The organism is Haloplanus sp. CK5-1 (assembly GCF_037201915.1).
GTDB lineage: Archaea > Halobacteriota > Halobacteria > Halobacteriales > Haloferacaceae > Haloplanus > Haloplanus salilacus.
Map to the genome: position 1 here is coordinate 1,178,447 of NZ_CP147505.1, position 16,770 is coordinate 1,195,216.

Annotated in this window: 20 protein-coding genes; 7 read left to right on the forward strand and 13 right to left on the reverse strand. The window is 68.4% G+C overall.

Annotation, left to right across the window (positions count from 1 at the left end; translation table 11 throughout):
* Positions 1–48: 48 nt before the first annotated feature.
* From NBT81_RS06260 to NBT81_RS06295, 8 genes are all read right to left on the reverse strand, one after another.
* Entirely contained in the window at positions 49–1,218 is a 1,170-nt protein-coding gene (locus tag NBT81_RS06260) for an MFS transporter (RefSeq protein ID WP_338741861.1), read from the reverse strand.
* 39 nt (positions 1,219–1,257) lie between these two features.
* Positions 1,258–2,424 (reverse strand): Xaa-Pro peptidase family protein, encoded by a 1,167-nt coding sequence (locus NBT81_RS06265; RefSeq protein WP_338741862.1) that lies wholly within the window; start codon positions 2,422–2,424, stop codon positions 1,258–1,260.
* Positions 2,425–2,622: 198 nt separating this feature from the next.
* Positions 2,623–3,138 (reverse strand): DUF3592 domain-containing protein, encoded by a 516-nt coding sequence (locus tag NBT81_RS06270; RefSeq protein ID WP_338741864.1) that lies wholly within the window; start codon positions 3,136–3,138, stop codon positions 2,623–2,625.
* A 344-nt stretch (positions 3,139–3,482) separates the two neighbouring features.
* Complete coding sequence (locus NBT81_RS06275) at positions 3,483–4,217, reverse strand: hypothetical protein (protein WP_338741865.1); 735 nt, start codon at positions 4,215–4,217, stop codon at positions 3,483–3,485.
* 137 nt (positions 4,218–4,354) lie between these two features.
* Complete coding sequence (locus tag NBT81_RS06280; protein ID WP_338741867.1) at positions 4,355–5,035, reverse strand: LysE family translocator; 681 nt, start codon at positions 5,033–5,035, stop codon at positions 4,355–4,357.
* Between the two features lie 43 nt (positions 5,036–5,078).
* Complete coding sequence (locus NBT81_RS06285) at positions 5,079–5,789, reverse strand: TMEM165/GDT1 family protein (protein ID WP_338741868.1); 711 nt, start codon at positions 5,787–5,789, stop codon at positions 5,079–5,081.
* Positions 5,786–6,481: a metal-dependent transcriptional regulator gene (locus NBT81_RS06290; protein WP_338741870.1), complete on the reverse strand. Its 696-nt coding sequence runs from the start codon at positions 6,479–6,481 to the stop codon at positions 5,786–5,788. The genes NBT81_RS06285 and NBT81_RS06290 overlap by 4 nt, the downstream gene beginning before the upstream one ends.
* A 74-nt stretch (positions 6,482–6,555) precedes the next feature.
* The gene (locus tag NBT81_RS06295) at positions 6,556–7,722 is read right to left on the reverse strand and encodes a pyridoxal-phosphate dependent enzyme (RefSeq protein WP_338741872.1); all 1,167 of its coding nucleotides are present in this window, start codon (positions 7,720–7,722) and stop codon (positions 6,556–6,558) included.
* 71 nt (positions 7,723–7,793) lie between these two features.
* On the opposite strand from NBT81_RS06295, the gene NBT81_RS06300 reads away from it, so the two are divergent.
* Complete coding sequence (locus NBT81_RS06300; RefSeq protein ID WP_338741873.1) at positions 7,794–9,077, forward strand: NAD(P)/FAD-dependent oxidoreductase; 1,284 nt, start codon at positions 7,794–7,796, stop codon at positions 9,075–9,077.
* Between the two features lie 69 nt (positions 9,078–9,146).
* Here the strand turns inward: NBT81_RS06300 and NBT81_RS06305 are convergent, their stop codons facing one another.
* The gene (locus NBT81_RS06305; protein ID WP_338741875.1) at positions 9,147–9,479 is read right to left on the reverse strand and encodes a hypothetical protein; all 333 of its coding nucleotides are present in this window, start codon (positions 9,477–9,479) and stop codon (positions 9,147–9,149) included.
* Between the two features lie 31 nt (positions 9,480–9,510).
* Between NBT81_RS06305 and NBT81_RS06310 the strand changes: the two genes are divergently transcribed.
* Positions 9,511–9,885 carry a hypothetical protein gene (locus NBT81_RS06310; protein WP_338741876.1) on the forward strand — a complete coding sequence of 125 codons (375 nt, stop codon included), beginning with the start codon at positions 9,511–9,513 and terminating at the stop codon, positions 9,883–9,885.
* A gap of 18 nt (positions 9,886–9,903) precedes the next feature.
* Here NBT81_RS06310 and NBT81_RS06315 read toward each other — a convergent pair whose 3' ends face one another.
* Positions 9,904–10,071, reverse strand: a complete 168-nt coding sequence (locus tag NBT81_RS06315) for a hypothetical protein (protein ID WP_338741878.1) — start codon at positions 10,069–10,071, stop codon at positions 9,904–9,906.
* Between the two features lie 87 nt (positions 10,072–10,158).
* Here NBT81_RS06315 and NBT81_RS06320 point away from each other — a divergent pair, with 87 nt between their 5' ends.
* The 5 genes from NBT81_RS06320 (at position 10,159) to NBT81_RS06340 (ending at position 14,205) form a co-directional block, all read left to right on the forward strand.
* The gene (locus NBT81_RS06320) at positions 10,159–10,401 is read left to right on the forward strand and encodes a hypothetical protein (RefSeq protein ID WP_338741880.1); all 243 of its coding nucleotides are present in this window, start codon (positions 10,159–10,161) and stop codon (positions 10,399–10,401) included.
* Positions 10,402–10,425: 24 nt separating this feature from the next.
* Positions 10,426–11,922 carry a carotenoid oxygenase family protein gene (locus tag NBT81_RS06325; RefSeq protein WP_338741882.1) on the forward strand — a complete coding sequence of 499 codons (1,497 nt, stop codon included), beginning with the start codon at positions 10,426–10,428 and terminating at the stop codon, positions 11,920–11,922.
* 283 nt (positions 11,923–12,205) lie between these two features.
* Entirely contained in the window at positions 12,206–12,892 is a 687-nt protein-coding gene (locus NBT81_RS06330; protein WP_338741884.1) for a helix-turn-helix domain-containing protein, read from the forward strand.
* Between the two features lie 30 nt (positions 12,893–12,922).
* Positions 12,923–13,537, forward strand: a complete 615-nt coding sequence (locus NBT81_RS06335; RefSeq protein ID WP_338741886.1) for a PH domain-containing protein — start codon at positions 12,923–12,925, stop codon at positions 13,535–13,537.
* On the forward strand, positions 13,534–14,205 hold the full coding sequence (locus tag NBT81_RS06340) for a PH domain-containing protein (RefSeq protein ID WP_338741888.1): 672 nt from the start codon (positions 13,534–13,536) through the stop codon (positions 14,203–14,205). Before NBT81_RS06335 ends, NBT81_RS06340 begins: the two co-directional genes overlap by 4 nt.
* Here the strand turns inward: NBT81_RS06340 and pdhA are convergent.
* From pdhA to NBT81_RS06355, 3 genes are all read right to left on the reverse strand, one after another.
* Positions 14,202–15,293 (reverse strand): pyruvate dehydrogenase (acetyl-transferring) E1 component subunit alpha, encoded by a 1,092-nt coding sequence (gene pdhA / locus NBT81_RS06345; RefSeq protein WP_338741890.1) that lies wholly within the window; start codon positions 15,291–15,293, stop codon positions 14,202–14,204. The genes NBT81_RS06340 and pdhA overlap by 4 nt on opposite strands.
* Before the next feature lie 100 nt (positions 15,294–15,393).
* The gene (locus tag NBT81_RS06350) at positions 15,394–16,107 is read right to left on the reverse strand and encodes a metallophosphoesterase (RefSeq protein WP_338741891.1); all 714 of its coding nucleotides are present in this window, start codon (positions 16,105–16,107) and stop codon (positions 15,394–15,396) included.
* A gap of 30 nt (positions 16,108–16,137) precedes the next feature.
* The gene (locus tag NBT81_RS06355; protein WP_338741892.1) at positions 16,138–16,752 is read right to left on the reverse strand and encodes a J domain-containing protein; all 615 of its coding nucleotides are present in this window, start codon (positions 16,750–16,752) and stop codon (positions 16,138–16,140) included.
* Between the last annotated feature and the right edge of the window lie 18 nt (positions 16,753–16,770).

Below are 16,770 nucleotides of genomic sequence, written 5' to 3' on the forward strand. Positions count from 1 at the left end.
TTCCCCCTCACCGCTCAAAAGGAGTTCGGTGCGGTGGTTCGGGGCGACTCACAGGTCGAGGCCGAGCGCACGGTTGCTCACCAACAGCGTCAGTCCGACGCCCATCACGCCCACGAGGAGGCCGTAGGCGGGTCCCCAGCCGGCCACGTCCGAGACGACGCCCACGACGACGCTCCCGGTCGCGCCGAGCACCATGTAGGCGGTGCGGACGAGGCCGAAGGCGGCCCCCCGCTCGTTCGCCTCGAACTTGTCGAAAAAGCGCGACTGGAGCGGTGCGCCCCACGTCATCGCGACGCCGACGACGACGACTGCGGGGAGGAGCGACATCCGTGGCCCCGCCACCAGAAGGCCGTAGCCGGCGACGCCGAGCGCCATCGACGCCGTCGCAGCCCCGTCGCGGCCGATCCGATCGGACACCAGTCCGATCGCGGGTTGAGCGAGGCCGTTCACCACGAAGTACGCCGAGAACAGGAGCCCGGCACTCGTCTCGGATAGCTCCCGGAAGTCCACGAGGAAGGCCGGAAGGAAGGAGGCCGTCGCCTGCCAGGTGAACGCTCCGAGGACGGCCACGGCGGTCGTGAAAGCGATCGGTGGGCGGGAGAGCACCCCGATCAGCGGTCGGATCGCCATCCGATCGCGCATCGACTCGCCGGGGCGTTCGGCCGGCGTCGGGTCGACCCGCCACGCGAACGCGACGAAGGCGGGGAGCGCGACGCCGGCACCGACGGCGATGGCTGCCCGCCAGTCGTAGCGGACCGCCACCGCGGTGGCGACGATGGGGGCGACCAGGCCCGCGAGTGGCCCCCCCGCGACGTGGACGCCGATGGCGCGCCCGATGTCGTCGAACTCCTTCGTCAGGAGGGTCGTGGCGACGCTGTAGTGGAGGCCGGCCCCCGCCCCGAGTGCGACCGTCAGGACGGCGAAGGCGGCGAAGGTCGGGGCGAGCGACAGCGCGAGGCTGGCGACGGCCGTCACGCCCACCGCGGCGAGGATCACCCGATGCTCGCCGAAGCGGTCGCCGAGGATCCCCGAGGGGAACTGCGTCAGCGCGTAGGCGGCCCACATCCCCGAGAGCGCGAGGCCGACCGCCCCGGTCGACACGTCGAAGTGGGCGGTCACGTCCGGCACGACCGGACTGATGACCAGTCGCGCCAGCATCGTCGACGCGAACGCGAGCGTACAGAGTGTGAGGACCGTGTGCCGGTACCGCCAGTTCACACCGACAGTCGGTCGACTTCGAGCAAGTGCCTTGCGATCCTATACGGTCAGTTCGACCGGGTACTCCGTCAGGTTCTCCGCCCCGTCCTCGGTGACGAGGACGAGGTCCTCGATGCGAATCCCGCCCACCTCGGGGTCGTACAGCCCCGGTTCGATCGTGATCACGTTGCCCGGTCGAAGTTCCTCGCCGTCGGGGGCGATGCGGGGCAACTCGTGGACGTCGAGGCCGACGCCGTGGCCCGTACTGTGGATGAACCCCGTTGCAGTCTCCGGATCGCTCCGGAGGGTCGGCAGGCCGGCGTCCTCGTAGACGTCGCAGGCGGCGTCGTGGACGGCCGCGCCGGTGACGCCGGGTTCGACGGCGTCGAGGGCGGCCCGTCGGGCCTCGTCGGTCAGGTCGAACCACTCCCGAACCCGCTCGCTCGGCTCCCCCTTCAGGAACGTCCGCGTCGTGTCCGCGTGGTACCGCGTCTCCTTGTCGCGCGGGAAGACGTCGACGACGACCGGTTCGTCGGCTTCGAGCGGTCCGGAGCCGCGGTCGTGGGGATCGGCCGCGTCGGCCCCACAGGCGACGATGGTCTCGTCCAGCGCACACCCCTCCTCCAGTAGCGTCCGCTCGATGGCCCGCCTGACCCGTTCGCTAGTCAACGGTTCGCCGTCGTGGTGGAGAACGCCGTCGACGACGCTCGCCGACGCGAGGAGGTCCTCGGCGGTCCCGATCGCCCGCTCGTTCGCGCGCTGTGCCCGGCGGACGTTGTCGACCTCTTCGGACGTCTTGACGGCGCGCGTCCGCGTGACTGCGTCGGAGTCGTCGACGCGGACGGCCACCCCCGCCTCGCGCAGGCCGTCGGCGGTGCCGAGTGGGAACCGTTCGGGGACGGACACACTCGAAACGCCGCGGTCGGCGAGCCACTCCGCGACGACTGCGGCCCGCGCCTCGGCGCGACCCACCTCGCCGACTCGGTCGCGGTAGTCGTACGCCGACAGCCGGGCGACGCTCTCGGCCTCGGCCTCCGTGTTCGCCCGGCCGTACTCCAGCCCGGAGACGAGGAGAGAGACGCCGTCGGGCGTATAACAGGTGACGAAGGGATCGGGCGCGTCGAACCCCGAGAGGTACCGTTGGGTGGAGTCGGTGCCGTCGGCGTCGATCAAGTAGCCGTCGCAGTCACCGAGCGCCGAGTCGATCGGCGAGTGGTCCGGGTGCATGCCCGACCGTCGGGACCGGGCGGGCAAATACTCTCGCCCGGTGGGATCGGTAGCGTTGCGATAAGGAACGAGGCGGTCGATGATTTGAGTGGATCATACCCTCGTTTAACCTCCTCAGCGGCAATAAGGGTGGCATAGAGTGTATCTCCCGAGAGCGACACAGCGCGTCGGACGACCCCATATCCGGGGCCAGCAGCGCTACAGTGGTATCCCGAATATCAGCGCGAGTCCGAAAAGCAAAATACCACCCCCAATGACCGTAGTCGTCACAGCCTGTCGATTCCGTGATTTGTTTTCCAAAAACGAGAGGGTGGGGTCGCTGGGGTCGTAGTATACGTCGACCGTCTTTCCCTCCGGATATTGTTGTAGAATTTCCCGTGGTTTCTCTTTTGAACTCGACCCCGACCTAGCCGGCCCCGGATAGAGGCTGTCGTTGGTGTAAGTCTCGTCCTCTACCGTGTACTCGTACCTGACTTTGGGGACGTAAATCGTCCTTTTGCCTTTTCTGTTGGGGTCCGTTTCCAACCCCCAGTCGATGAGCCGTCGCCAGTATTGGCCCTGCCCCCTCACGTTCGTCTCGAGTCTTGAGTCGAGGACCTGTGCTGTGGCGGGTTCATACGCGTCTCGCCTGGTAGTCGCGTGGAATGTCTTCACCCCCTTGAACAACATAACTCCCCCGAGACCTCCGATAAATAGGCCGATCAACTCGCTCATAGGGTCGTTACTACCAATATTTCAACAATTTATAAACGTTTGGCCACAACCGCTGGATCGTGTCGAATCAGGAACGAGGCGGTCGAATTCCGCGTGTCCTATGTCCGAGATCGACCGCTTCAGCGACCCTGCCGAGTGGGTCGACTTGGCGTTTGTGGAGCAAGAGCGGACACTCGACTTTGCGATTCGCGTGGGTACTCGGCCCTACCGTGTTCCTTTCTCGCTTTCGAACACCACACAGTATCCCGAGAGGGTGGGTCTCGAACGACGTCGAACGGCGATTCACCATAGAGATCCGACTGCTGTCGAACGTGTTGTGAACCAACTGGTCGCGACGTACCGACTCAGCTGACGGAGATACTGTAGCGGACCGTAACTTTGCTCTTGCCAGTACTGAACACTATACTGTGGTCGCCCGCTGGGGCCCCCTCTCCGACCGGATGTGATTGAGATTCAAATCCTAGCGAGTCGGGCTCATCTTCCGGTTCTAGACCGTCCCGGTCGTAAAGCTTTCCTGCGAATGTGAGATACTTTTGTTCGGAATAATCGAGGTCGTAGATAATAATAGTCAATGGCTTGACCGACATATTGAGCATCTGAGATTCCCCTTCTCTGAGTGTCAAAGCCGAATCTTTCCGCCTAAACCAGGCACGTCCAGTCCAGGCCGACTTCACCTCCGCACTGGTGCCCAAAATCAATGATCCGACCAATTCTAAATCGTTCGCACCGCCCGAAGCCAAGTCGTCTACTCGATTTGCCTCGACCTGTAACTCGGTTAGGTCGTACCTGATCGTGGGTTTCGGCGTCTGCCCTGGGTCGTACGGCTCTACCGGTGTGACGTACACGGATACGTTTCCCAGCGAAGTCCCGTTCGCTGCCGGCGTGTTCGTCGGTGTGCTTGTCGGCGTACTCCTCGGAGTTTGTGTCGTCTGTCGTCTCTGCTGGTCGGATTTCTTGCTCACGTCGACTTCCCAGCCCCCCACCGATGTCGTGCAGCCTGCTGTCAGTGCTGTCGAGACTGCTCCGACGGTCTTGAGAAAACTCCGTCGGTCCCCCGGCGACTTGTCTGGATCGGTCATTCTCTACGGGAAAATAGTTGGTAATACTATATAAATTGGCATCCCCCGAACGGGGTAGCGTTGGGATAAGGAATGAGGCGGTCACTGATTTGAGTGGATTATGCTCTCGTTTGACCGCCTCAGCGGCGATAGTAGGATCAGGCCAGTGCTCGGACGGCATCGACGAGGAAGACGACTCCGAAGCCACCGAGGACGACGGCGCTCACCCCGGCGACGACCGGGGCGAAGGCGTCGACGCGGCGCTGGGCCGCCCGGAGCGCCGCCGGGAAGCCGGTGATCCACAGGCCGATGCCGCCGAAGAAGCCGACGAGCAACGCGGGACTCCCCGTCCTGACCACGAACCACCCGGCGAGGTCGTTCCCCACGTAGGGGGTATAGGAGAGGACGTCGAGTGCCCCGGGTTCGAGGAGACCGACGCCGATGGTCAGCCAGAACAGGATCTGGTAGGGGTTGGTGAGCGCGAGGACGAACGCCTTCCGGAAGCCGGTGGTCGCCCGCGCGGTCCGCCCGTCCGTCACGATCCCACTCGTCACGCCCGCCGCCGCGTCGTACGCGAAGTACAGCATGAGGAGGCCGCCGACCCCGATCATCACCGCCCGCACGGTCGGGAACCGCTCGACGAAGGCAACGACACCGAGCAACGAGCCGACGAGAAAGATCGCGTCGGCGCTCATCGCGCCCAGACCGGTCCGGAACCCCGCGAACCAGCCGTTCTCCACCGACTCCGAGGCGATGACGGCGTTCATGGGGCCCGGCGGGGCCGCGAGCGCGAGGCCGAAGACGACGCCGGCGACGAGCGAGGGGAGGGGACTCGACACGTCGGGGTTCTCGCGACGGCCGGTGAAAAACGCTTCCGAACGCTCAGAACAGTCCCGTCACGGCCGTCGCCACGACGTCGACGACCGTCTCCCAGACGGAGAACCCGGTGACGATGCTCAGCGCGGTGTCGGTCGCGAAGAACCCGAACAGCGCCGCGGAGAAGAGGTGGGCCTTCCGGAGGTCGAGGCGGTGGGCGAACTTGTGGAAGAAGAAGGCGTTCGCGAGGCTCACGGGGATGATCGCCAGCATCTCGCCCGCCCAGATTGCGGGGTGTGCGCCGTACTGGGCCGCTAGCCCGATGGTCACGAGCTGGGTCTTGTCGCCGAACTCGCCGGCGGCCATCATGACGAAGATGGGGAGAAATCCCCCGAGTGCGTCCGGGACCTCCCGGCCGAACACCGTCGGTTCGAACTCCCCGGGGAGGGCTGCCATCCCCCCGTCGGTCGCCGTCGGGTCGACTCGTTCGGGATCGCCACCCGAGGGGGCCGAGCGGTAGAGCAGGACCGCGAAGACGAGAAACAGGGCCGCGGTGAACGCGTCCAGCACGATCGGCGGGAGCGCCCGCTGGAGTGCTTCCCCGAAGAGGATCTCTAGGGCCGTCCAGCCGGCGAAGGCTGCGCCCGCGGCGCTGACGACGACGAGCGGGTTGTACCGAGTCGACAGTCCGGCGATGATGAACTGCACCTTCTCGCCCGGCAACACGACGAGTTGGGCGACGAAGGCGACGGTGAGGATCTCGACCCAGCCCGTCACGCGTCGGTCACCCCTTCGGTCGGCGTGCGGTCGGCCCCGGCCGGACGAACCCGGATCGTTCGCGCGACCCCCTCCGGGAGGCTCTGCTCGTCGTCGTCGATCCGGACCGTCACCATCCCGAACGGAGCCACGTCGACCACCTCCAGGGGCGTCCCCGGCCGGATGCCCGCGTCGTCGAGGTAGGCGAGCTCCGCCTCGTCTCGGTCACGGACCCGGCTGACGACCACGTGATCACCCGCCTCGTGGTCGCTCAGTGGCGTCGTCTCGTCGCGGTCGAGCGGCCGCAGATCCGCCCCCGGGATCGGGTCGCCGTGAGGGTCGACCGCGGGGTCGTCGAGGACGTCCGCGACCCGCCGTTCGAACTCCTCGGAGATGTGGTGTTCGAGGATGTCCGCCTCCTCGTGGACGTCGACCCACGAGTAGTCGAGGTGTTCGGCTAGGTACGCCTCCAGCAGTCGGTGGTGGCGAACCACCTCCAGGGCCACCGTCTCCCCCTCGGGCGTGAGTTCGACCCCCTTGTACTTCTCGCGCTCCACCAACCCCCGATCGGCGAGGTTCTGCACCATGCTCGTCACCGTCGGGGCTGTCTTCCCCACCTCCTCGGCGATGGCGGAGGTCGACACCGGCGCGCCGCCCTCCGACTGGAGTCGGTAGATCGCCTTGAGGTAGTCCTCCATCGCGTCGCTGAGCATCTGTCGTCTGGATTAGACGGGTCTAATTCATAAGTCTGACGTACCGAATAGAGTATCGACCACGATCGAATTCGTCAGACTCCCTGTCCCATCAGGTGGCTCCGGAGCACGTCGGCGGTCTTCACTCCGGCGTCGGCGTTGACTAGTACCACCGTCTCGTCGGCGTCGAACGCGTCCCGGTCGGTGAGCGCCCACGCTCCCGCGGCGGCGGCGCCGCCGGTCGCACCCACTTCGATTCCCAGCCGTTGGGTGAGCGCCACCGCACTCTCCAGCAGGTCGTCGTCGGGGACGGCGACCGCGCCGCCACCGGTCGATACGACGGCGTCGCGGGCCATCTCGCCGCCCGCCGGATCGGGGAGTTCGAGTTCGCCACAGATGGTGTCGGGATGCTCGACCGCCTCGACCGGCCGGTCTTCGTCGACGGCCTCGACGACGGGTGCACACCCCTCCGGCTGGACGGCGTAGAGGCGGGGGACCCGATCGGTCAGGCCGAGGTCGACGAGATCACGGAATCCCCGTTCGACACCCGCGATCACCTCGCCGGTCGCGACGGCGAGGACGACGGCGTCCGGGGCCGTCCAACCACCCTCCGCGGCCACCTCGTACGCCAGCGTCTTCGCCCCGTCGTGGCGGTAGGGCGTCGTGAACTCTTGGAGGGAGTACCACGACCGCTCCAGTTCGTCGAGCGCAGCGAGGGCGTCCGGATACCGGCCACCGATCACGCGCATGTCCGCGCCGTGGACGTTCACCATCGCCTTGTTCGGGAACGGCGCGCGCGAGGGGAGGTAGGCGTAACAGTCGGTTCCGATCCGGCCGGCGTACGCCGCCGCAGATTGGCCGGCGTTACCCGGGGCCGCGAGCGCCAGGAGGTCGGCGCCGTGTGCCCGCGCCATCGTCGTCGCGACCGACAGCCCACGGTCGAGGACCGTCCCAGTCGGGTTGCGCCCCTCGTCCTTGAGGCGGACCGTGTCGACGCCCAGATCGGCCGCGAGGCCGTCCGCGGGCAGCGACGGCGTCGCCCCCTCCCCCGCCGAGACGGCGCACTCGGCCGGCACGGGGAGGAGGGCGTCGTACCCCCACATCGAGTCGGGCGCGGTCGGGAGCGAGTCGGGATCGACGGCTCCGAGGTCGTACACCGGATCGAGCGGTGCGCCGGCGTCGCCGCGGCCGACGTGGGTCGTCGGGTATCGGTCGCCGGTCGCCGTGCAGTCCAGTCCGACGAACGCGTCGGCGGTGTCCATGACGGCGGTTGCGACCGGAGCGGCAAATCCCTGTCCATGGGTTCTTTGGTCCCGCCGACCGACCGCCCGACATGGACGATCGATCGTCGGTCGCCGTCGTGGGTGCGGGACTCGCCGGCCTCGTCGCCGCGCGACACCTCGCCGACGCCGGCGCGGACGTGACCGTCTTCGAACGACGCGAGACGGTCGGTGGCCGGGTGCGAACCCGCCACTTGGACGGCTTCACGCTCGACCGTGGCTTCCAGGTGCTCTTTACCGCCTACCCCGCCGTCCGGCGCGAACTCGACCTCGGCGCCCTCGACCTGCAGTCGTTCTCGCCGGGTGCGGTCATCGCCCGCCCGGGCGAGCGGTCGACGCTCTCCGACCCGCTCCGTGACCCCTTCTCGCTCACCGACAGCCTGTTCAACCGCGAGGTGTCGACGACCGACAAACTCCGGACGCTCGCGCTCCGGCAACACGTCGGTGACCGCGACGAGACGGAGATATTCGAGAGCCCGGACGCCCGCATCGACGACTACCTCCGCGACTGGGGGTTCACGGAGCGCTACCTCGACAACTTCGTCGCCCCCTTCTACGGCGGCATCACCCTCGACCGCACGCTGTCGACCTCGAAACGGGTCTTCGAGTACACGTTCAAGGCGATGAGCGAGGGCCGTATCGCCCTCCCCGCGTCCGGCATGGGGGCCATCCCCGAGCAGTTGGCCGACCGCGCCCGCGACGCAGGGGCGACCCTCCGCCTCGACGACCCCGTCGCCGTCGTCGACCCACACGGCGGTGCCGACGGGACGGTCACCGTCGAAACCGAGGGCGACGTCCGGACCGTCGACGCCGCCGTCGTCGCCACCGACCCCCGGACCGCGCGCCGTCTCACCGGCGTCGGCGCCATCCCCACCGCCGCTCGACCCGCCGTGACGGGCTACTACGCCCTCCCCGACGGGAGTGGGATCGACGGACGGAAGATCCACCTGAACGCGGCCGACGGTCACCCGAACGTCGTCGTCCCGCTCTCCACCGTCGCGCCGACGTACGCCCCCGACGACCGGACGCTCCTCGGTGCGACCTTCCTCGGCGACGACGCGTTGGACGCCGACCCGGACACGCTCCGGGAGGCGACCCGCGACACTCTCGCGTCGTGGTACCCCGAACGTCTGTTCGACGGGCTCGAACGCGTCCACACCGACCGGATCGAGTTCGCGCAGTTCGACCAGCCACCCGGCGTCCACGACGACCTCCCTGACCCCCGCGACCCCGAAGGCGCGGTGTACCTCGCCGGCGACTACACCGCGTGGTCGTCGATCCAAGGCGCGATGCGGAGCGGGCGCGAGGCGGCCGCGGCGGTTCGGGGCGACCTGTAATCCCGTCCCGCCGCACGCTGGGCAACGTATTTCCCCACCACCCACCGATCCCGGGCAGTGCACGACGCGCTAGTGGAGGCCGGTGTCGACCGTTGTCGGCGAGCGGAGATGTCTATCGTCCGCCCGGAGAGCGGCGGACAGCCACCCGCGATTGCGACACCGGACGCCGGGGCCGCCGTCGACCCTAGCCTCCCGCTTCCGACCGCCGACCGTCCGGTCGCGGTCGAACCGATCGGGGAGCCCTCGCCGACGCTCGTCCTCTCGCGACTCTGGAACGACCATCGACACGACCGGACGGCGTCGTTCGTCGTCACCGACGGCGACGCCGCCGAGCGGATCGAGGCGTTGCTCACCGATCCTGTCGGCATTCGGGCCGCCGCCGACCGCGGCCGGACGTTCCACGCTGGCTCGGGTCGGGTTCCGCTCGCGGAGGGTGGGTACGCGGCCGTCCCCGCCGGGACCTCCCTCCGGTGGCGCGAGTCGACCACCGCGGGGGCGGCGGACTCCGAACGGTCGGTCGACGACCCGTGGCTCGAACTGCACGCAGACGGCGCCGTCGTCACCCGCCTCGACGGCGTCGACGCGCTCGACTGCCCGTCGCGGGTCCGTTCCGTACGCCTACGCGCGGGACCGCGACAAGCAGATCCGGGTCGTCGACTCCGCCGGGCGGCCGGTCCAGCGCTACCCCGGGATCGGCGCGATGCGGGACGGTGGCTTCCGGCCCGTTCCCGCGCCACTGGTCCCCGAGCACATGTTCGACGGCCCGATAGATGGCTGGTGGGCCGTCACCGTCGCCGACCGACGGTAGCGTCCCCGATCCGTCCGCTCAGTCCACGTCCGCGAAGTACGTGGGACCACGGAACCGGCCCGTCAGGTCGGTGAGAGCCATCGACCCACAGCGTCCGCAGGCGGCCGTCGCGGTGTTCGATGCCGCCATGGGGACGGCGGCGACGGTGTCGCAGTCCTCGCAGGCGACGTAGCGCAAACCGAGCACGGTCTTTGGTCGGTCGTCGCCGGACAAAAGCGTGTCTTCGACCCCGCGGACCGAACGGTCATACGTGCTCGGTCCCAGGTACCGGTGATGGTGTCGCTCCGCACTCGCCTCCGGTTGCTGTCGGTCCTCGGACTGGTTGCAGGCGTCGCTCACCTCGTGTTCGCCGACCGGATCCTCGCGGCCGCCCGGTGGGGATACGACAGGACTCTCGCCGTCGACTTCGACCCTCGGCCGAACGCGGTCCGCCGGGTTCGACTCGTCGGCGTCCTGTTCGTCGGTCTCTCGGCCCTCGTCGAGTACGTCAGTCGGGTCGTCGGCGGTAGCGTTTAGTCGACCGTATCCCACACTCCCACCGTGTGTCCACAGCCTGGCTTTCACTCGCTCCACGACGAAGCCGCCGCTACCCTCGAAGTCGAGGGATCGCTCCCCGATTGGCTGACCGGGAGCCTCCTCCGTGCCGGACCGGGTGCCTTCGAGATGCCCGACGGCAGCGCCGTCGACCACTGGTTCGACGGTCTCGCGGTGTGCTACCGCTTTACGTTTGACCCCGGCGACCGAGGCCGGAGCGACGCCGACGGTGGGACCACCGACACCGTCCACTACCGCAACCGGTTCCTCCGGACCGACGCCTATCGGGCCGCCCGCGACGGCGAGTTCACCGGCGGGTTCGCCACGGGGGAGACGACGCTTCGGGACCGACTCCGGTCGCTACTCTCCGACCCGTACGACAACACGAACATCGTCGTCGAACGGGTCGGTGATCGGTATCTCGCTCTGACCGAGTCACCGCGCCGTGTCGTCGTTGACCCGAACACGCTGGGGACGCGTGGCCACGACGAGTACGACGGCTCCGCCCCGACGGGGCAACTCGCCTGTGCACACCCGAAACGCGACCCGGCGACGGGGACGCTCCTGAACGTCGAGACCGGATTCGGCCGAACCCATCAGTATCACGTCCACACCCGGACGCCCGCGGGCGACCGTCGCCACGTCGGCAGCGTCGCGACGGACGCCCCGGCGTACATGCACAGTTTCGCGCTCACCCCTCGGTACGTCGTGTTGACCGAGTTCCCCCTGCGGGTCGATCCCACCCAATTCTTCCGCCCGGGGCGACAGCCACCTTTCATCGAACAGTTCGAGTGGCAGCCCGACCGCGGCACACGGATCGTCGTCCTCGACCGAACGACTGGCGAGGTGGTGGCGACGCCGACGACGGACCCCCTCTTCGGCTTCCACCACGTCAACGCGTTCGAACGCGACGGCGGCCGGCAGATCGTCTTCGACCTCGAAACCGTGCCCGACGCGAGCGGTATCGGCGACCTCTACCTCGACGAACTCCGCGAGGGCGACCTGGGCGCCATCGCCGGCCGACTGGAACGTTTCACCGTCGACCTCGGGGGGAACCGCTACGGCGTCGACGACGCGACCGTCTCCCGCGAGACGCTGTACGCCGACGGGACCGCACTGCCAACGGTATCGCCCGCCCGGTGGTGTCGCCCCCACCAGTACGTCTACGCGATGAGCATGGACCAACCGGCCACCGACTGGGCCCGCGGCGTCCTGAAAGTCGACACCGAGACGGGAGACGTGATCGAACACACCGACGGCGGCGCGTACTTCGGCGAACCGATATTCGTCCCCGGCCCGGGTGACGCGGTCGACGACGGCGTCGTCCTCACCGTGGTGCTCGATCCCGATACGGACCGGTCGCGACTGCTCGTCCTCGACGGCGGGACGCTCGCCGAACGGGCGCGGGCGACGCTCCCCCACGCCGCACCCTTCGACTTCCACGGCCGCTACTTCCCGGAAATAACGGTGGCTGCGCGCGTGAACGGCGTGTCCGTCGGATGACCGACCCGAACAGTTGTACCGCTGGGCGAGCAATCTCCGTGTCGACCACCGACGGCCGGGACGGCCACTGCGTCGTCGCGGTCCGGTCGCCGGACGGCGACTCGGTAGAACTCGTCGTCACCCTCGCCGTCCGCGACCTGTTTCTCGACAGACTTGGACGACGGGTCGCCCGTCGAGGAACGGGTCTGGTACCGCCAGCGCGGCGAGTGATGGCCGACCACCGCGGACGACCCGTCCGATCACACCTCAACATTTTTTATTTTTCAGTTTACAGTTTCTGGCGATGAGCGGGGAGCCACCGGACGTCGATCGACCGATCCCGGCGGAGGAACTGACGGCGACGATCAGCGACGCGAACGACCCCGAGTTCGTCCGTCGCCTCGTGTTCGTCCGGAGTCTCTACGCCGGCGACGCGGTGGCGGACGCCGCCGACCGGGTCGGCTGTTCCGTCGGCACGGGGTGGCACTGGCTGACGACGTGGAACGAGGGGGGAATCGACGCCCTGCGTCCGACGCGACCCCTGATTCGGCGGGGTCTCGTCGCGTGCTACGTCGTCGTCTCCGTCGTCGTCGTCGCTGTCTCGGCAGGGGTGTTCTTCGGCACCGTCAACGGCGTCGCGGGATCGGTGTTCCCGGCGGACTACGGCATCCTCGACGCCGCGCGGGTCCCGCCGTACGTCTACCTCTTCGCCCTCGTCGGCGGGTTCGGCTACGTCTTCACCGCCCTCATCGACGACGAGGGCCGGAGCGTCGGGGACTTGCTCCAGGACGGCGTGCGCCTCGTTGCCGCCCTCCCCCTCGCGGCCGGATCGTATCTGTTGCTCGGGTTCTTCCGAATCGACGGCGGTGCGTCGGCCCCGACGCCGGTCGTGGGCGGGATAGCGTTTCTCACCGGCCTCTCGGTGAACGTCGCCCACAAGCGTTTCGCCAGCCTCGCCAAACGGCTCCTCCCAGCCGACGGCGACGCGTGATTTAATATCCGGGCCGTCCGAGACGACCGTATGGCACCACGCCCGGATTGGCTCCCCACCCGTACGGACGAGGCGGTCGTCTGGCGGGGCGCGCCCCGACTCCGGCGCGTCCTCCCGACCGTCGCCGCGTCGTCGTGTTGGATCGCCCTCCTCGTCGCCGTCGCCGTCGTCTCTCCCGGACCGACCCGTTCGGTTCCGCGGGTCGTCCTCGTCGGCGGCGCCGTCCTCCTCTCGTTGCCGGCCATCGCCGTCGCCGCCGGTGCGTACCTCCGGACGGCGAACGTCGAGTACGTCCTGACCGAGCGGAGCGTCTACCGCAAGACCGGCGTCTGGTCGACCACCGTCACCCGCCTCGGTCTCGACACCGTCCAACGAACCGCGCTGAACAAGGATCTGTGGGGGAACCTCTTCGACTACGGCACCATCTCGATCAGCACCGCCGGCTCCGGGGGTGTCGACCTCCGTCTGTCCGACCTCGACGACCCCGAACCCGTCAGACGACGGCTCCGTCGACTAGTGGGATCGGGACGGTCCCACGACGCCCCGAGCGGACTGGACGCGGCGACCGCCGACACGCTGTCGATGGAGTTCCACGCGCTCCACGAGGCGGCCGACCGACTCGAAGTGGCGGTGAGCGACCGATGAGCGAGTCCGACCACCCCGAGTGGCTGTCGCTCGACCCCGACGAGGAAGTCGTCTGGATCGGCCGACCCGCCGTCGAGACGCTCTACGGCACCATCGCGACCGGGTTCGTGTTGACGCTGGTGCTCATCGGCTTCCTGGTCCTCCTCGGGGTCCCGTTCTCCTACTACCGAATCCAGAACACGGACTACGTCGTGACGACCCAGTCGCTGTACGTCAAGACCGGTGTCTTCTCGACCAACATCGAGACGGTCGACATCGACCGCATCCAGAACACCGAGTACAGCCGAAGTTTCTGGGGCAAGCAGTTCGACTACGGCACCATCTCGATCAGCACTGCCGGCAGCAGCGGCGCCGAGATATCATTCTCCGGTATCCCCGACGCTCCGGCCGTTCGTGACCACATCACCGACCTCCAGCGGACACGGTCCGGTCGCGGGCGGGGCGACGACGGCACCCGCGGGGCCGACGCCGGCGGCGACGCGGACACGCCTCCGGCGAGCGCCGACCAGGTGGCCGAACTGATCGCCGAGGTCCGGGCCACCCGCGAGGCGTTCGAGCGGATCGAGCGCCACTTCACGGAGGCGGCGGAGTCGGGAGACTGGAGCGGGGTGGAGACGGGGTCGTCGCCCGACGAGTCGGACGGTTCGGACGGCGAAAGCGACGCTTAGTCCCGGAGGAACGCCTCGTCGCCGTACCGGTCGAGAATATCGAGGAATCCCGCGCGCTGACGCCGGAGTGCCGGCGGTAGGTCGTTGTAGGTGTGATCGAACATCGACGTCGGGTCAGTCTCGACGTCCGAGGCGGCCTCGATGACGGCCGCGACGTGGTCCTCGATCCCTGCCCGGATCTCGGCGTCCAGGTCGTCGTCGAGGCGGCCGGTCCGTCTGAGAAAGGCCTCGAACCGGTCGATCGGGTCCCGATCCTTCCAGCGCTCGACTTCCTCGTCGTCGCGGTAGGCCGACGGGTCGTCGGCCGTCGTGTGGGCGCCGTAGCGGTAGGTGACCGCCTCGATCAGCGTCGGCCTGGTCTCCCCTTCGGCCGGGTCGCGCGCCCGGTCGACCGCCTCTTTGGTCACCTTGTAACACGCCAGCGGGTCCATCCCGTCGACTCGGACACCCTCCATCCCGTAGGCGTCCGCCTTCACCGCGATGGTGTCGCTCGCCGTCTGGCGCTCGACCGGGTGGGAGATGGCCCAGCCGTTGTTGTTACAGAAGAAGACCGTCGGCGTATCGAACACGCCCGCGAAGTTCATCGCCTCGTGGAAGTCGCCCTCGCTGGTCGCGCCGTCGCCGAAGTGAGCGACCGTCACGCCGTCGTCACCGCTCAGCTTCGACGCCCACGACATCCCGACGGCGTGGGGAAGGTGGTCGGCGATAGCGATGTTGAGCGGGAAGACGTGCTTGTCGGCGAGGCCGGCGTTCCCCGACTCGTGGCCCATCCAGTACGACACGTAGTCGGCGTCCAAGTCGCGGACGACCACCGCACCGTGTTCGCGGTACTGGTAGAGAATCCAGTCGTCGTCGTCGAGCGCGTACGTCGAGCCGACCTGTGCGCCCTCCTGTCCCGCGGCGGCGGCGAAGGTGCCGATCCGTCCCTGGCGCTGGAGGTTGATCGCCCGCTCGTCGAAGTGGCGGGTCAAGCGCATGTCGCGGTAGATGTCCAACAGCGTCTCGTCGGTCAGGTCCGGCACCGCGTCCTCGTCGACCGGGACACCGTCCTCGTCGAGGACCCGGACGAACTCCCCGTCGTCGTTCACGTCGGCCACCCCACGCTCGCGGCTGTCGGTCCGTTCGACCGGTGCCTCGGTCGGCGTGACCGTCGCATACCCCGACCGAGGCGCTCCGCCGAATTAAATCCTACCACCCCAGATGCCGCCGCGACTCGCCCAGTGGCGGGAACCACAGCGTCTCCCCCGCGTCGTCGTCGACGACGCCCGGACGGAGCGTGTCGAGGTCGGTCACCAGCGGCGAGTCGATCCGCTCCCGGCGCTCGATCCGCAGCCCCCGGGCGAACGTCGAGAAGGCCGGCAGAACCAACACCGGTCGGCCGCGGACCTGTCCATCCCCGGCGAGAAAGCAGTCCCGCTTGCGCCCCGCGGCCGTGAGCGCGGGGTGGAGGTGACCACAGACGTACCGACCGCCCGCCATCTCGGGGGAGTCGTGTCCGTGACAGACGACCGTCCCGTCGCCGAGCCGATAGGCGTCGTGGACCGGACCCGGCCACGCCGCGGCTAGGCCGCCGTCGTGGTTGCCGGCGACGGCGATGGGCCGGGCCCCCGCCGCGCGGACGAGCCCCGCGAGCGACCGTATCGTTCCCACTGCCCGTGGCGTCGGGTCGCCGAACCGGTGGAGCAGGTCCCCCGCGAAGACGACCGTCTCCGGATCGGTCGCCTCGACGACTCGACCGAGGCGGTCCCGGAGGCCCGCCCGCTCGTCGAGTAGGAGTCCGACGTTCGATGCCGCTGCCCGCCCGGCGTGGAGGTCCGCGACCACGACGGCCTCGGCTGCGGGAAGGTACGCCGCTCGGCCGGCCGTGTGAACGCCTTCGGGACCGTCGGTCGTGGTCGGCATGGTAATCGAAGGGACCGGACGGACAAAAAGTCAGTCCGCGTGCTCCTTGGCCGTCGTGTACGCCTCCTGCAGGCGGCGGAAGTCCTCGCCGTCGCCGCCGTGGTCGGGGTGTACCTCCTTCACTCGCTCGCGGTAGGCCGCCCTCACCTCGTCGGCGTCGGCGGTGGGCTGGAGCCCCAACCGCGAGAACGCCGCCGTCACCGACCCGGTCGCCGTCCCCCCCCGCTCGGCCCCTCCATGGCCGTGTCCGTCGACCGGAGTTTCGAACGGTAAGCGGCGGCCGAGTTGGGAGCCGGGCATCTCGTGTTCACAGAGGACGGCGTACGTGCCCGCCTCCTCGATCCGGAAGTACGCCTGTGGATCGAAGGTGATGGCCACCTCCCGTTCGGGCAGGTGGAAGGCGACGGCTTCCCCGTGGACCGTGGCGTCCTCCACGTAGCGCTCGCCGATGCGTCCCAGATACGTCCGGAGTTCGGTCCGCCGGCGATCGGTGCCGTCGATCCGCCGGGACCGCTCGGTCCGTGGTGTGGGATACAGGCGGTCGCCGGCGACGAAGATACCGGCTACGACCGCGATCGCTGTGATACCCATGGCGACGCCGACGAGCAACCACGGCGGCACGAGGCTGAACCACTCCGGCGACACGCTTTCTCCTTACGCGTC

Coding starts and splice junctions, on each gene's coding strand:
- NBT81_RS06295 (WP_338741872.1), bottom strand. CDS start 7,722: ATGGACACCGCCGACGCGTTCGTCGGACTGGACTGCACGGCGACCGGC.
- NBT81_RS06290 (WP_338741870.1), bottom strand. CDS start 6,481: ATGCTCAGCGACGCGATGGAGGACTACCTCAAGGCGATCTACCGACTC.
- NBT81_RS06265 (WP_338741862.1), bottom strand. CDS start 2,424: ATGCACCCGGACCACTCGCCGATCGACTCGGCGCTCGGTGACTGCGAC.
- NBT81_RS06340 (WP_338741888.1), top strand. CDS start 13,534: ATGAGCGAGTCCGACCACCCCGAGTGGCTGTCGCTCGACCCCGACGAG.
- NBT81_RS06320 (WP_338741880.1), top strand. CDS start 10,159: ATGGTGTCGCTCCGCACTCGCCTCCGGTTGCTGTCGGTCCTCGGACTG.
- NBT81_RS06335 (WP_338741886.1), top strand. CDS start 12,923: ATGGCACCACGCCCGGATTGGCTCCCCACCCGTACGGACGAGGCGGTC.
- NBT81_RS06330 (WP_338741884.1), top strand. CDS start 12,206: ATGAGCGGGGAGCCACCGGACGTCGATCGACCGATCCCGGCGGAGGAA.
- NBT81_RS06300 (WP_338741873.1), top strand. CDS start 7,794: ATGGACGATCGATCGTCGGTCGCCGTCGTGGGTGCGGGACTCGCCGGC.
- NBT81_RS06275 (WP_338741865.1), bottom strand. CDS start 4,217: ATGACCGATCCAGACAAGTCGCCGGGGGACCGACGGAGTTTTCTCAAG.
- NBT81_RS06270 (WP_338741864.1), bottom strand. CDS start 3,138: ATGAGCGAGTTGATCGGCCTATTTATCGGAGGTCTCGGGGGAGTTATG.
- NBT81_RS06350 (WP_338741891.1), bottom strand. CDS start 16,107: ATGCCGACCACGACCGACGGTCCCGAAGGCGTTCACACGGCCGGCCGA.